The following is a 14,270-nucleotide window of genomic DNA, read 5'->3' as shown; positions in this document are numbered from 1 at the left end:
TCCATGACCTAGGAGCCGACTACTACACCCGGCGGGTCAACATCGAACGCCGCATGCGTAACCACATCGCCCAACTGACGGCCATGGGCTACCGCGTCAGCGTCGAACCCGCCGCCTAAGCACACCACAAAACACAGAGCCGGCTGCGCCGGCTGCCTTCGGCCTGCCCACTCACCTTCAGGCATTTTCCGGTCAGAGTGGCTGGGAGTGCGGAAGGAGATGCGGAAACGAGAGTTGAGACCGTAGCCCTCAGTTGGAGTCGGGCTGCTTGATGCCGACGGCGTGGCGTAGCTGCGCCAGGAATTGATCGCCGTCATCGCTACGCACGATGTAGTGCGACACCGCGACCCGGATCGCGGTGGCGGCCTTGACCGGGGCGTTGGCGCCCGACAGGAGTTTGAGCAGCCGTGCCCGCATCAACGGTATGACGTTGGCCAGCTGGGCGATCACGACCTCGGGTTCGATGTCGACCAGCCGGACCCCGGAATACGACTGCTGATACTGCACGATGAAACGCAGTGCGGCGTCGAGCTTCTCGGTGCCCCGCAGCCCGACGGTGGCACGGCTGATGCCGTGGTCGAACATCTCGCGCTCGTAGGTGCCGAACGCGTCGAGCAGCTCCTGTTTGTCGGCGAACCAGCGGTACAGCGTGGGCCGGGAGACCCCCGCTTGCAACGCCACCTCGGAGAGGCTGAGCTTGGTCTGACCGCTGCGGGCCAGTACCTCGGCGGTCGCGACCAGGATTCGATGGCGCGTCGAGGTGTCTTCGACTGGTGCGTCCCGCTGCGCGGGTACAGGTTCATTCACGTCCAGGCCTTGGTTGATCGTGGTTCACCAAATGGTAGGACCATCACAGCAACTTCTTGAGTATTGCCACAGTCTCCAGGTCGGCCAAAGCCGCCACACCGCGTCTCGCGCCTTCGATCGCGATGCCTTCGTCCTGCATACCGCCGAGGCCGGCGGTGATGACGGGTGCGGCGTAGGCATAGACCGCGCCGAGGCGGTAGCGCTCCCACAGCTCGTCGTGATCGAGCTGTGGACCACCGGCCGAGGCGAGCGCGCGACGGTACTCGTCGAGCAGATCCCGCTCGGCGGCCTGGCGATCGGCTGTGGTCATGCAGGTGACCAGGGTGTATGCCAGTTCACGGCCCGGATGTCCGCGGCGCACGGCCTGCCAGTCGAGCAGGCCGGCCTCGTCATTGCGGAAGAACAGGTTGCCCGGATGCGCGTCGCCGTGCATCACGGTGTGTGGCGGGCGGTCCAGCAGCTGTGCGGCCGCGCGGTAGTTCTCGTCGATGAACCGCCCGTCGGCGACGGGGATGTCGGTGCGCTCGGCGAGTCGCTTGGCCGACAACTTCAGCAGCGAGCCGGTCATCAACGACGTGTGATCGCCCGATGCCGAATACAGCCAGCCCAACGGCCCGTTGCCACTGCGGTCCGGCAGCTTGCCCCAAAATGCCGCGTGTACCCGGGCCAGCAGCTCCACCGTCCGCGCGGCGCGGTCCTTGTCCAGCGGGTGCAAGGTGTCGGTGAATTCGCAGGGGCCCAGAGTCAGGTCCTCCAGCACCAGCACGTACCGCCCGGTGAGGGCGTCGAAGGCCGCACCATGGGCACGGGGGACGCCGGGCAGACCCGCGGACAGCTGTTGGTAGAAGCGAACCTCGGTATGTCCCAGCCGACCCAGCTCGCCCATCATGCGGGTGGCCGCGGTTTCGGCGGGCATCTTGACGAAGACGGATTCGGGGACCCCGGTGCCGGACAGCGCCAGCCGGGCACGCGACGACGTGCCTGCGTCGCCGCCGACCACCGACACCGACTCGACGTTGCGGCCGGTGAGGTCAGAGAGGTGGGCCGCGTCGAGGTCGGCCACGCGGCGGGGCAGTGCGCGCATGCGGCCGATGACCGCGTCTGTTGCGATACGTTGCACGCCGTGGCCGATGTGTGCCGCCAGACCGGCGGCAGGGACGAGGCGACGGGCCGGTGTGAGCATTGGCCAAGTTTACAAATTTGCGCCTGATTGTAAAGCGGTTTGGGAAGGAGCGGCATGGCGGGTCCGATGGAGGGGTTCCGGGTCGTCGAGTTGGGTGTGTGGGTCGCCGCACCGGCGGCCGGAGCGCTCCTGGCCGACTGGGGCGCCGACGTGATCAAGATCGAACCGCCGTCAGGCGACCCGGCGCGAACATTCGGTCGCATGCTCGGCCTGGAACCCGAGCTCGGCGTGGCTGCCAACCCGCCGTTCGAAATGGACAATCGCTCCAAGCGCAGTATCGTGCTCGACCTCGGTACTGCTGAAGGGCGGCAGACCGCGAACGAATTGCTTTCCACCGCAGACGTTTTCCTCACCAATGTGCGGCCGTCCGCATTGCGTCGGCTCGAACTGGACTTCGAGACCGTGGCCGTACGCAATCCGCGCCTGGTGTACGGCCTGATCACCGGCTACGGACTGGCCGGACCGGAAGCCGACCGGGCGGCTTACGACGTCGCCGCGTTCTGGGCCCGCGCCGGGCTGGCCGATCTGCTCACTCGTCCGGGGGACACCCCGCCGTTCCAGCGCGGCGGGATGGGGGACCACTCCGCCGGGACGACGCTGGCAGCCGCGGTGTGCGCCGCCTTGCTGGCCAGGAATCGCACGGGGACAGGTCAATTGGTCAGCACCTCGCTCTACCGCCAGGGCGCCTACACCGTCAGCTTCGATCTCAACACCATGCTGATGAGTGGGCAGCAGGTCGCGATCGGCCAGCGTGAGGCGATGGCCAACCCGTGCATGAACAACTACATCACCGGCGACGGGAAACGCTTCTGGATCGTGGGGCTGCAAGGGGACCGGCACTGGCCTGCACTGTGCCGGGTCGTGGGCCGCGAAGACTGGCTGACCGATCCGCGGTTCGCCACGGCGCGCGACCGATACGTCAATGCCCGCGAGCTGATCGGGCAGCTGGACGGCATCTTCGCCGGCCATCCGATGGACCACTGGGCCCAATTGTTCGATGCAGAACCGGACTTCTTCTGGTCACCGATCAACAGCCTCGACGATGTGATCGCCGATGAGCAGTTCCATGCCGCGGGAGGCATTGTCGAAGTGCCCGACGGGATTTCGACGGTTCCGATGGTGGCCAGCCCAGCCGATTTTTCGGCCACTCCGTGGCAGCCGCGCACGGTCGCGCCGGCGCTCGGCGCGCACACCGACGAAATCCTGGCCGAGCTGCGCCGCGGTCAGGAGCGTTGAGCGTTGACGCTCGCCAGCAATTGGTCGAGCTGCTCGCCGGTGACCTTGCCCGCCGAGAACGCCACCATCCGCCCGATCGGCACCGACTCCAGCATCCGCAGCAGATTCGTGCCGAGTGCGGAATCGCCGGTGTCGAACGGTGAGGCGCTACTGAGTATGTCCGCGATGGTCTGGGCCGCCACCGGATCGGCGAGGAGTTCGCCCAGGGTGGAATCGCGGGTGAACGGGCGCGTCGGCTCGTCGCCGGTCACCGTCACCGCCGCCGTCAACCGCAGGTCCCGGCTCGACGCGCCGACCCAGACCGCGTATTCGCCGGTCTCGACAACCCACCGCCCGGCATCGGTACTCCAATACGCGAGATCGTCTCGGCTGATGGAGATCTCGACTGCACGTTGCTCCGCGGGTTCCAGCGTGACCGCCCCGAATCCGGCCAGCCACCTCACCGGCCGCCCGACGGAAGATCCGGGTAGCCCGACATAGACCTGGACCACCGCACGACCTGACCGGGTACCGGTGTTGGTCACCGTCAGCCGCACGGACAATCCCGCGTCGACGGTACTGACCGCCAGGTCGGAGTACTCGAACCGGGTGTAGGACAGGCCGTGGCCGAACGGGAACGCCACCGGCAGGTCCCGGGTGTCGTACCAGCGGTAGCCGACAAACATCCGCTCGCCGTACACGGTATGGCCCGCTTCGGACGGAAAGTTGAGGTAGGCCGGGCAGTCCTGCAGCCTCAGCGGCACGGTCTCGGCCAGCCGGCCCGACGGGTTGACGACACCGAACAGCACGTCGGCCAGCGCGCCGCCCCCGGCTTGCCCGAGCAGGGCCCCGTCCACCACGGCGGGGGCCAGTCCGGCGACGGCGTCCAGACGCACCACACCGCCGTGCGACAGCACCACGACGGTGCGGGGCTGGGCCTGCACCACGGCACGCAGCAGCTTGAGCTGGGTTTCCGGGAGGTCGATGTGCTCGCGGTCGTAGCCCTCGGACTCCTCTTCGGCAGTGAGGCCGAGGAATACGACTGCGGATTCGGCAGATTCGGCGGCGGCCACCGCAGCCGCGATGTCGGTTCCAGAGCAGTGGCTCACCGGGTGATCGCCCGTGAGCTTGCGGATCTCGTCCAGCGGGATGTCGAGCCGGGTCGGGTTCACATGGGAGCTGCCGCCACCCTGATATCTCGGTTCCTGGGCGAATCCGCCGATGACCGCCAGCGGTGACGGCGCCAGCGGAAGCAGATCGCCGTCGTTCTTCAGTAGGACGATGGCCCGCTGCGCTGCCTCACGTGCCAGCTGGTGATGGGCATCGGCATCGAAAGATGTAGCGGTGTTGTCGGTTTGGGTGACCCGTTGGGTGAGCTGCGCCACCCGGCCTGCGGCCCGCGCGACAGTGGCGGTGTCCAGCGTGCCGGCGCTCACCGCACGCACCACCTCGGCGTCGGAGACGCCTCCCGTCGTCGGCATCTCCAGATCCAGGCCCGCGGCCATGGCCGCGGCGCGGTCGGCCACCGCGCCCCAGTCGCTGACCACCGCGCCGTCGAAACCCCATTCGCCGCGCAGCACCGTGGTCAGCAGCCACGGGTTCTCCGAGGCGTACACCCCGTTGATCCGGTTGTAGGAACACATCACCGTCCAGGGCCGGGCCTGGCGTACCACGATCTCGAACGTCCGCAGATAGATCTCACGCAAGGTGCGGGCGTCGGCGTCGGAACTGGCCCGCATCCGGTCGTGCTCGGCGTTGTTCACCGCGAAATGTTTCAGCGATGCGCCTACGCTGCGGCTCTGCACCCCGCGCACCCACGCCGCGCCCAGCTTCCCCGAGAGCAGCGGATCCTCCGAGTAGTACTCGAAGTTGCGACCGCACCGCGGGTCGCGCTTGATGTTGACTCCCGGGCCGAGCAGCACATGGACGCCGAGCGCGCGGCTTTCCTCGCCCAGCGCCTGTCCGACGCGCTCCACCAACTCGGGGTCCCAGGTCTGGCTGAGGCCGACCGCCGGGGGAAAGCAGGTTGCCGGTTCACTGCCGGACAGGCCCAGATGGTCTGTGGCACTACCGGATTGCCTGCGAACCCCGTGGGGGCCGTCGGTCAATACGATCGCCGGTATGGGGCCGATCGCCTTGGTGGTCCAAAAACTGGCGCCGCTGCCCAGCGCGGCCTGTTCGGTCAGGTCAAGCCCGGCGATGGGATCAGCTGAATCGCTCACCGAGCCCAGGGTAGCGCCGGGGCGCCAAGTGCTGGTCAGGAATGTTTGACTCTCGCCGCGTGGCGCAACTGCGCCAGGAAGTCGTCGGCGTCGTCGCCACGCACCAGGTAGTGGGAGACCGCCACCCGCACCGCGGTGGCCGCGGCGATGTCGGCATCCGGTCCGGTGGTCAGGCGTTGCAGCCGTTCCCGCATCAGCGGGATCACCTGGGCGAGCCGCTTGATGACGTGCTCGGGTTCGATGTCGACCATGCGCAGCCCCGGGTAGGACTGCTGGTACTGGACCACGGTGCGCAGCGCGGCATCCAGGTGTTCATCGTCGGGTAGGCCGGCGGAGGCCTGCGCCACGGCCCGTTCGTAATACTTGCGCTCCCACACCACGAATGCGTCGAGAAGCTCTTGTTTGGAGGCGAACCAGCGATAGAGCGTGGGCCGCGATACCCCGGCTTGTGCGGCAACCTCGGACAGGCTGAGCTTGGTCTTCCCGTTGGCCCCGAGCACTTCGGCGGTGGCGGCCAGGATCCGTCCGCGGGTGCTGCTGTCGTCGTCGATGGACGATATTTCCGCCATGTCCACAGCTTTACAAACTATCGCCGAACTGTCACGCTAATTCGTGGCGCGACACCGCTGTCGGACGCCCGCGCAGGAGGGGAATACCGTGACAATTGCCAGCTCACCGCAGGCACGCGAATACAGCCCGTTCGACATCACGTCGCACGATTTCTGGAGCCGGCCGTTCGCCGAGCGCGACGAGACCTTCGCCCGGTTGCGGGCCGGTGAAGGCCTGAGCTGGCATCAGCCGCTACCGACACTGTTCGACGTCGAAGAGCCCGGCTTCTGGGCGGTGACCCGGCGCGCGGACATCCAATTCGTCAGCCAGCATCCCGAACTGTTCACCTCGACCCAGGGTGTTGCGCTCGATCCGATGCCGGCCGACGTGCAGAAGTTCGCCACCTTCTTCCTGATGATGGATCCGCCCCAGCACACCACGTACCGTCGCCTGATCAGCTCGGCCTTCACCCCGCGGAACGTACGCAAGATCGAAGAGCAGATTCACCGCAACGCCGTCGCCATCGTGGACGACCTGATCGGCGCCGGGGACGTCGACTTCGTCGAGGCCTGCTCCGCGCAGCTGCCGATGCGCACTATCTCCGACATGCTCGGTGTGCCGGCCGCCGATCAGCCGGCGCTGGCCAAGGCGGCCGAGAAGTTATTCAGCATGAGCGATGACGAGTACTCGTCGCTCGAAGAGCGCGCGACGGCCACCATCAACGAGATCATGCTGATCTCGGGCACCGGGGTGGAGTTGGCCAAGTTCCGGCGGGCCAATCCCGGTGACGACCTGATGACCAGCATCGTCAACGCCGAAGTCGACGGACACCGGCTCACCGACGAGGAGATCGGGGCATTCCTGATCCTGCTGGCCTCGGCCGGCAACGACACCACCAAACAGACCACCACTCACGCGATGATGGCCTTGGCGGCCAATCCCGACCAAAAGGATTGGCTGCTGGAAGATTTCGACAATCGGATCGGGCTGGCCACCGAGGAATTCGTCCGGTGGGCCACCCCGGTGATCCAATTCGCCCGGCATGCCACCGAAGACGTCGAGGTGGCCGGTCAGCAGATCAGGGCCGGTGACAAGGTGGGCCTGTTCTACTGTTCGGGCAACCGCGACGAGTCGGTGTTCACCGAGCCCGGCCGTTTCGACCTGAGCCGTTCACCCAATCCGCAGATCGGCTTCGGTGGCGGCGGCCCGCACTTCTGTCTGGGCAACCAGCTGGCCAAGACCGAGCTGCGACATCTGTTCCGCGAGTTGCTGACCCGGCTGAATACCGTCGAATTCGGTGAGCCCGAACTGCTGTACAGCAGCTTCGTGCACGGCATCAAGCGCGTGCCTGCGCACATCGCGTAGTCCCACGGCCCGAGTGGCCAGTTATTGCACACGATTTCCAAGAATTTGTGTCGCAACTGGCCACTGGCCGGGTGGGCATCAGTCCAGCGCCACCAACACCCGGCTCGGCCCGCGCACCGTGTAGTTGGTGCCGTAGTCCAGCGGACCGGCCAGCTGTCAGTCGCCCACGGTGTCGATCAACTCCTCGAGAAAGATCTGGGCCTCCAGGCGGGCCAGGTTCATGCCTGCCCCTGCATCTACGGACTGGCGGTGGCCGGTGCGGCGGGCGTGAGTGCGGTGCTCGACATCCTGGCGGCCGAGATCCGTTCGACGCTGACCCTGATGGGTGTGGCCGGCGTCGCCGACCTGAACCCCTCACACCTTCGGCGCTAGGTGTATCCGGCCATGACGTTGGTAGCGGGCGTGTTGGCTTGATGTGAGGAGAACCTCCGGGTGAGGTGTGGCTTGTCGAAGGCCCATCACCAACCCGGAGGTTCTCGTGTCCCACCGTAATGCCCGCACCACTCTGCATGGGCGGATGCTGATCGTGCAACGACACCAGCAGGGCTGGAAGCAGGCCCATATCGCCTCGGCGATGGGCATCTCCCGCAAATGCGTACATACCTGGATCAGCCGTTTCGCGGCCGAAGGCGAAGCCGGACTGCACGACCGGTCCTCACGACCGCACCGCAGCCCCACCAAGACCCCAGCACGCGTAGAACGCCAAGTGGTCGCCGCCCGACGCAAACATCGCCGCGGCCAAGACTGGTTGGGCCCCGAGCTCGGAATCCCGGCCCGCACGGTGGCCCGGATACTGCGCCGTCGCGGTGCGCCCTACCTGCGTGATTGCGATCCGATGACCGGCGCGGTGATCAAAGCATCCAAAGCCACCGCGGTGCGCTACGAGCGCGATCGCCCCGGCGAACTGGTCCATGTCGATGTCAAGAAGCTCGGCCGCATCCCTGACGGGGGCGGATGGCGTGCCCACGGCCGCCGTGAAGAGGTCCGCGGCCGCGGCATCGGATTTGACTACGTGCACTCGATGGTCGATGACCATAGCCGGCTCGCGTACTCAGAGATTCATGCCGACGAGAAAGGATCGACGTGTGCGGGGTTCATCGCCCGGGCAGCGCAATACTTTCAATCCCAAGGCATTCCGCGCATCGAACGGGTCATCACCGACAACCATCTGAGCTACCGGCGCTCAACGGCTGTCGCTGCGGTCATCGACGAACTACACGCCAGACATCTGTTCATCAAACCGCACTGCCCCTGGCAGAACGGCAAGGTGGAGCGCTATAACCGCACCCTGCAAAGCGAATGGTCCTACCGCCGAGTGTTCAACTCCAACGCAGACCGAGCCCGAGCCCTTGCACCCTGGGTCGAGTTCTACAACACTCAACGACGCCACAGCGCACTTGGAGGTCTGCCACCAGTCAGCCGACTGCAACCAACCTGATGGCCGGATACAGCTAGGACGTTCGGGAGGGGCGGGGCCGCACCAGCACCGACTGCTGGATCGCACCGACCGCGCCGGTCTGGTCGAACAGCGTGCCCACCGTGGTACCGATGCCGTCGGGCCCGTAGTTGGTATCGGCGCGGATGCCGATCCACTCGCCTTCGGGCACCCGGTGGATGTGCACCACCAGGTCGGTGTTGAGGAACGTCCACTTGCGGATGTCGATCTTGGAGCCGATGCCGTTGGCGTCGTCGGCGACCGCGAACAACCGCTGCAACGGCGTCATCGGCTCGCCGTTGACCACGTCGACCGTCGGCTTGAGCCAGGACTCACCCGGGCCGGGCGCCTGCGGTACCGTCAGCCAGCGCCAATCCACGCTGTGGACGTAGTTGGGCTCCCAGTTCTTGGCCATGTCGCGGCTGCGCGCCTCCTCGAGCGGGGGTAGCGGCTCGACGCCGGTGTGTGCGACCGCGGTGGTGTCCAGTTGCAGCATGCGCCACCCGCTGGCCCGCGCCACGACCCGGGGCGCGCCATCGGGCCCGGGCGCCAGCATCTCGGCGCTGACCAGTTCGATCTGCTTGCCCGGCCGTTCCAGCTGGGCCTGCACCCACAGGTCGCCGTCGGCGGGCACCCCGCCCATCAGATCGATGGCCACCCGGCTCAACCGGGTGTCGGCGCGGTGCTCGCAGCGTTCCAATGCCCGCACCAGCAACGCCGACACCGGCGCGCCGTGCTGGATCGCCGCCGACCAGGTGCCCCGGGCCATATCGGTCGCGCGGAACTTTTCACCGATCGCGTCGCTCTCGTCGATCAGTTCGTAGTAAGAGTCAGACATGTCTACCTGTCAGTGGTGGTGATGGTGGCCGGCGTCGTGATCGCCCGGTGCGGGCGTTTCGACCATCAACGCGTCGACCCGCGACAGCTTGGTGCCGATGAGCCGTTCTGGATAGGCGTCGGTGGTGGTCACCATGAACAGGGTGCGCCCCTCGACACCACCCAGGGCGCACGCGATCGCGGTGCGGCCGTCGGCGTCGACGCGGTCGGTGACCGCGGAGCCGTCCGGGGCGAACCGCTGAAATTCCTGCGCCAAGGTCAATGCCGCCCACACCCCGCCCTCGGCGTCGACCGCGAGGCCGTCCGGCGGGCCGTCGAGTCCCTCGGCGAACACCCGCCGGTCGGTGAGGTCGCCGTCGGCAGCGATGGTGAAAGCGGTGAGGCGTCGCGCGGTGGACTCGGCGACGATCAGGGTGGCGCCGTCCGGGGTGATCACCATGCCGTTGGGAAAGTCGAGATCCTCGGCCACCACACTCACCCGATCATCGGGGTCGATGCGCACGATCACCCCGCGGGTGCGGGCCTGGGACCCGACATAGGCCCGGCCGTGCTCGTCGACCACCATGTCACCGAGCGGCGCGGGGACCAGGTCGCTGAGATCGGCCAGCAGCTCGACGGTGTCGCCGTCGTAGCGCAACACCTGCCTGCGCTGGGTGGACGCGATCAGCAGGGTGCCGTCGGGCCCGAAACCCAAGCCGGACGGGGAATGTCCTGCGACGGGCAGGGTGGTCATGGAGCCTGACAACGTGACGGTGTGTACGGCTTCGCCCAGCATGTCGGAAAACCACAGCAGGCCTTCGAACCATCGCGGCCCTTCGCCGAAACAGAAACCATGCGCCAGTTCGGTTGTCCCGGCCTGGTCGGTTTCTGCCGTCATCTCCACACACCTTTACAAAACACGCCCTAAGTGTCACGCTCGCATGGTGCCACTGTCAACTATCGGGGCGTCGTGATGAAGAAGTTCTATGGCCACACGCTGCTGTATTTGCACGAGACCATCGACCTGGGGTCGGGGCGCACCGACCAATTCACCGGCCCGTTCGGGGAGATCTACCAGCCGATGATGGAGGATCTCGGCGCCCGATTGTTCGCGATCTGGGAAACCACGCCCTACAACGGGCACTGGCCGCAGGTGACGATCATCTGGGAGATCGACGCGTTCTCCGACTATGCCCGGATCGGGAAAGCGCAGGCAGCCGGCGGCAGTCATGAGAAGCCGGCACTGCGGTGGGCGGCATACCTGTCCGAGGTCGGAGCCCGCGGTGAGGGCCGAATCATGTACGCCGGCAAGTACAACCGGACCCTCGCGCAGCTGAGGGAAGCGAACTTCGGCGCGGGCCTGGTGATCCAGGAGATCATGGAGACCAAGCCCGGGCGCCAGGACGACTACATCCGGGAGCTCGAGCGGCTGTACGTGCCGTGGTCGGAAAGCACCGGTAAGCGCTGGCTGGGCTCTTTCATCACCACCTTCAGGTTCAACGAGGTGATCCACTATTGGGCGCTCGACGATGACTGGGACTGCTTCGAAAACCACTACCCGTCGTGGAAGGGCAATCCGCCCGCTGAGATCGTCACCTGGATGAGCGTGGCCCCCGCGCTGCGCGACGGCTGGGAGGATTCCATCCTTTCAGCCCTGCCGCCCTCGCCACTGAAATAGGTTTGGCCATGAATCATCCTGTGCTGCGGGACTTCACCTACGATCCGTTCGATCCGGAAGTGATGTCCGACCCGTTGCCGTACTACCGGATATTGCGCGACGAATATCCGGTGTATTACATCGACAAGTGGGACACCTATGCGTTGTCCCGCTTCGAGGACATCTGGAACATGCTCGGGGTCAACGACGGGACCTTCGTCGCATCCGAGGGGACGCTGCCGGCCGCTAACGTTCTGGCACACCGCAACAACGGCCCGGTACCCGATCCGCCGCTGCATCCCATGCCCTTCCACGCCAACTTCGATTCACCGATCTACGAGGATGTCAGGCGGTGTACGTCGGCACAGTTCCGACCGCGATCGGCGGCCAAATTGGCCGAGCGGATCAGGACACTGGCCAACGAGCGCCTCGACGAGTTGCTGCCGCGCGGCGCGTTCGACCTGACCCAGGATTACGGCGGGATCGTCGCCGCCGCCATGGTCTGCGAGTTCGTCGGTTTACCAGTCGATCTCGCGCCAGAGGTGCTGGCCACCGTCAATGCCGGCAGCCTCGCGCAACCGGGCGAAGGTGTCGAGGTGGCCAACGCCCGTCCCGGCTACCTGTCCTACCTCACCCCGATCATCGAGCGGCGGCGCGCGGAAGGTCACGACGGCAGCGTGCCGATCGCCGACGCCCTGATCGAGCACAGGCTGCCCGACGGGTCGGGTTTCGGGGACACCGAAGCCGCGGTGCAGATGCTCGGTGTGTTCATCGGCGGGACCGAAACGGTCCCGAAGATCACCGCGACCGGGCTGTGGCAGTTGCTCCGGCACCCTGACCAGTTGGCCGCGGTGCGCGCCGATCTCGAGGGCAACGTGCCGGTCGCGCGGGAAGAGATCATCCGGCACAGTGCCCCCGCACAGTGGTTCGCCCGAACCGTGCGGCGGCCCTACACCGTTCACGGCACCACCGTCAACCCCGGACAGCGCATCATCACCCTGCTGGGCTCGGCGGCCCGGGATGAACGGGAGTACGAGAACCCGGACGACTTCGTGTGGAACCGGCGCATCGAGCGGCTGTTGTCGTTCGGGCATGGGCAGCACTTCTGCCTCGGTGTGCACGTGGCGCGGCTGGAGATCACCATCATGATCCAGGAATTCCTCAAGCGCGTGCCCGATTACCACATCGACGAGACCGCGGCGTCGCGGCCGCCGTCGAGTTTTCAGTGGGGCTGGAACAACATTCCCGTGGAGGTGTGACGTGTGGTCGTATCGGCTCGTCGCTCCGTATACGTTTGAGCGGCAAGAGGTTTCAGAACCATCGCCGGAATCGTTGGCCGACGGCCAGGTGCTGCTCGATTTCCTCTCCGCCGGGATCTGTGGCAGCGACCTGCCCGGATTCCGCGGTACCCAAGGGAAACTGCCGGGAGACACCGGATGCTGCGCCGCAGAGATGAACGGGTTTCCGATCCACGAGATCGTCGGCGAGGTGGTGGCGAGCGGGCATCCGGACCACCGGCCGGGGGAGCGGGTGGTCGGGTGGGCGTCGGGCTTCGACGGCCTGATGGAACGCGTGATCGCCGACGGAGCCGGCCTGGTGCCCTATGACCCGGCCCTGGCCCCGGAGCTCGCCGTCGGCCTGCAACCGCTGGCCTGCGTCCTGTACGCCGTCGAGCAACTGCCGGACCTGGCAGGCCGCCACGTCGCGGTCATCGGGCAGGGTTCGATCGGGCTGCTTTTCTCTTATGTGGCAAAGGCGTTCGGCGCCGCGCAGGTCACCGGGGTGGACCCGGTGGACCGCTCTTCGGTGGGCACCCGTTTCGGCGTTGATCACACGGTCCGGGCCACGAGCGACCGCTGGGTCAGGCACCTGGGGCCGGACGGCAAGCCCGATGTCGTCATCGAGGCCGTCGGGCATCAGGTCGCCACGCTCAACCACGCGTTGGAAGCCGCGGCCTTCGGCGGCACGGTGTTCTACTTTGGCGTACCCGACGACGACAGCTATCCGATCAGCATGCGCACCATGCTGCGCAACAACCTCACCCTGAAATCCGGTGTGACGCTGGACCGTCAGCGCGTGCTGCGCCGAGCCGACGAGTTCGCCCGCGAGCATCCCGACCTGTTGCCCGCCTACGTCACCCACACTTTCGGCTCAGACGACGTGCCGGCGGCGTTCGAACTCGCCTGCCGTCCAATGCCCGAGCGCGTCAAGATCGCGATCACCCGATGAACCCCAGCAGGCTGCAGGACGCGCTGGTTGCCAACGCCCAGATCTGGGGCGGCTGGGTGGTGGGGCCGACGATCCTGGGCCCCGAGGAGTTCGCGGCGGCCGGATACCACTACGTCGGGTTCGATGTCCAGCATGGCTATCTCGACGATGCCGACGTGGCACTGTTGCTACGCCGGCTCGAGCACGTGCCGATCGCCACCGCGGTGCGACTTCCCTCGGCCGATCCGGCGCCGATCGGCCGGGTGCTCGATGCGGGTGCCGACGCGGTGATCATCGCCATGGTGGAATCAGCCGATCAGGCCGCTGCGGCGGTCGCAGCCACCCGGTACGCCCCGGCCGGCGTCCGCAGCTTCGGGCCGCTACGGGCGAGTCTGGGACATGACACCGCCGAGTTGGAAGGCCGGGTGAGCGTGTTCGCGATGATCGAGACGGCACAGGGCCTGGCCGCCGCCGACGAAATCTCGGCGGTGCCCGGGCTCACCGGGATCTACGTGGGCCCGGCGGACCTGGCCATTTCGATGGGGTACCAACTCTCCGACGCCTGGACCCACCCCGAGGTGCGGGCGGCGATGGTCAAGATCCAGGCCGCTGCGCGCGCGGCCGGGCTGGTCGCCGGAATCCACGCCGGCACAGGCAGGCTCGGAAACGTGATGGCCGGCTTGGGTTTCCAGATGATCACCCTGGCCTCGGAATCGCAGGCGTTGCGCCGCGGCGCCGCCGAGCATCTCAACGAAGCCGTAGGACAGGCCGTACCGGCCACCGAACGAGGAGGCTACAACTGAACGCAGCAGC

At 66.7% G+C, this 14,270-nt stretch carries 14 protein-coding genes; 8 read left to right on the top strand and 6 right to left on the bottom strand.

Annotated features, from left to right (window positions below; translation table 11 throughout):
- Positions 1–249: 249 nt before the first annotated feature.
- Together BKG60_RS15550 and BKG60_RS15545 are read right to left on the bottom strand one after the other, a co-directional pair.
- Positions 250–807, bottom strand: coding sequence for a TetR/AcrR family transcriptional regulator (locus BKG60_RS15550; protein ID WP_070944123.1), 558 nt, complete (start codon positions 805–807; stop codon positions 250–252).
- A gap of 43 nt (positions 808–850) precedes the next feature.
- Positions 851–1,990 carry a phosphotransferase gene (locus BKG60_RS15545; protein ID WP_070944122.1) on the bottom strand — a complete coding sequence of 380 codons (1,140 nt, stop codon included), beginning with the start codon at positions 1,988–1,990 and terminating at the stop codon, positions 851–853.
- Positions 1,991–2,044: 54 nt separating this feature from the next.
- On the opposite strand from BKG60_RS15545, the gene BKG60_RS15540 reads away from it, so the two are divergent.
- The gene (locus BKG60_RS15540; protein ID WP_075909765.1) at positions 2,045–3,226 is read left to right on the top strand and encodes a CaiB/BaiF CoA transferase family protein; all 1,182 of its coding nucleotides are present in this window, start codon (positions 2,045–2,047) and stop codon (positions 3,224–3,226) included.
- Here BKG60_RS15540 and BKG60_RS15535 read toward each other — a convergent pair.
- Both BKG60_RS15535 and BKG60_RS15530 read right to left on the bottom strand, forming a co-directional pair.
- A complete protein-coding gene (locus BKG60_RS15535) occupies positions 3,214–5,427 on the bottom strand; it encodes a glycoside hydrolase family 3 C-terminal domain-containing protein (RefSeq protein WP_075909764.1) in 2,214 nt (737 codons plus the stop codon). The genes BKG60_RS15540 and BKG60_RS15535 overlap by 13 nt on opposite strands.
- 35 nt (positions 5,428–5,462) lie before the next feature.
- Entirely contained in the window at positions 5,463–5,996 is a 534-nt protein-coding gene (locus BKG60_RS15530; RefSeq protein WP_075909772.1) for a TetR/AcrR family transcriptional regulator, read from the bottom strand.
- An 88-nt stretch (positions 5,997–6,084) separates the two neighbouring features.
- Here BKG60_RS15530 and BKG60_RS15525 point away from each other — a divergent pair, with 88 nt between their 5' ends.
- From BKG60_RS15525 to BKG60_RS15515, 3 genes are all read left to right on the top strand, one after another.
- Positions 6,085–7,341, top strand: coding sequence for a cytochrome P450 (locus BKG60_RS15525; RefSeq protein ID WP_075909763.1), 1,257 nt, complete (start codon positions 6,085–6,087; stop codon positions 7,339–7,341).
- A 24-nt stretch (positions 7,342–7,365) separates the two neighbouring features.
- Positions 7,366–7,713: an alpha-hydroxy-acid oxidizing protein gene (locus BKG60_RS32695; protein ID WP_083650307.1), complete on the top strand. Its 348-nt coding sequence runs from the start codon at positions 7,366–7,368 to the stop codon at positions 7,711–7,713.
- 106 nt (positions 7,714–7,819) lie between these two features.
- A complete protein-coding gene (locus BKG60_RS15515) occupies positions 7,820–8,779 on the top strand; it encodes an IS481 family transposase (protein WP_083650305.1) in 960 nt (319 codons plus the stop codon).
- Positions 8,780–8,792: 13 nt separating this feature from the next.
- On the opposite strand, the gene BKG60_RS15510 is transcribed toward BKG60_RS15515, so the two are convergent.
- Positions 8,793–9,614 carry a thioesterase family protein gene (locus BKG60_RS15510; protein ID WP_075909761.1) on the bottom strand — a complete coding sequence of 274 codons (822 nt, stop codon included), beginning with the start codon at positions 9,612–9,614 and terminating at the stop codon, positions 8,793–8,795.
- A 9-nt stretch (positions 9,615–9,623) separates the two neighbouring features.
- Positions 9,624–10,490: an SMP-30/gluconolactonase/LRE family protein gene (locus tag BKG60_RS15505; protein ID WP_075909760.1), complete on the bottom strand. Its 867-nt coding sequence runs from the start codon at positions 10,488–10,490 to the stop codon at positions 9,624–9,626.
- A gap of 75 nt (positions 10,491–10,565) precedes the next feature.
- Between BKG60_RS15505 and BKG60_RS15500 the strand changes: the two genes are divergently transcribed.
- Genes BKG60_RS15500 through BKG60_RS15485 form a run of 4 tightly spaced genes read left to right on the top strand, consistent with a single transcriptional unit; the run spans position 10,566 to position 14,260 of the window.
- On the top strand, positions 10,566–11,270 hold the full coding sequence (locus BKG60_RS15500; protein WP_075909759.1) for an NIPSNAP family protein: 705 nt from the start codon (positions 10,566–10,568) through the stop codon (positions 11,268–11,270).
- A gap of 8 nt (positions 11,271–11,278) precedes the next feature.
- A complete protein-coding gene (locus BKG60_RS15495) occupies positions 11,279–12,508 on the top strand; it encodes a cytochrome P450 (RefSeq protein WP_075909758.1) in 1,230 nt (409 codons plus the stop codon).
- A 1-nt stretch (position 12,509) separates the two neighbouring features.
- Positions 12,510–13,478: a zinc-binding dehydrogenase gene (locus tag BKG60_RS15490; RefSeq protein WP_075909757.1), complete on the top strand. Its 969-nt coding sequence runs from the start codon at positions 12,510–12,512 to the stop codon at positions 13,476–13,478.
- Complete coding sequence (locus BKG60_RS15485; RefSeq protein ID WP_075909756.1) at positions 13,475–14,260, top strand: HpcH/HpaI aldolase family protein; 786 nt, start codon at positions 13,475–13,477, stop codon at positions 14,258–14,260. The genes BKG60_RS15490 and BKG60_RS15485 overlap by 4 nt, the downstream gene beginning before the upstream one ends.
- Positions 14,261–14,270 lie beyond the last annotated feature (10 nt).

The organism is Mycobacterium syngnathidarum (assembly GCF_001942625.1).
GTDB classification, from domain to species: domain Bacteria; phylum Actinomycetota; class Actinomycetes; order Mycobacteriales; family Mycobacteriaceae; genus Mycobacterium; species Mycobacterium syngnathidarum.
The sequence above is the reverse complement of the archived record's forward strand: the minus strand, read 5'-3'. Positions and strand labels throughout refer to the sequence as shown.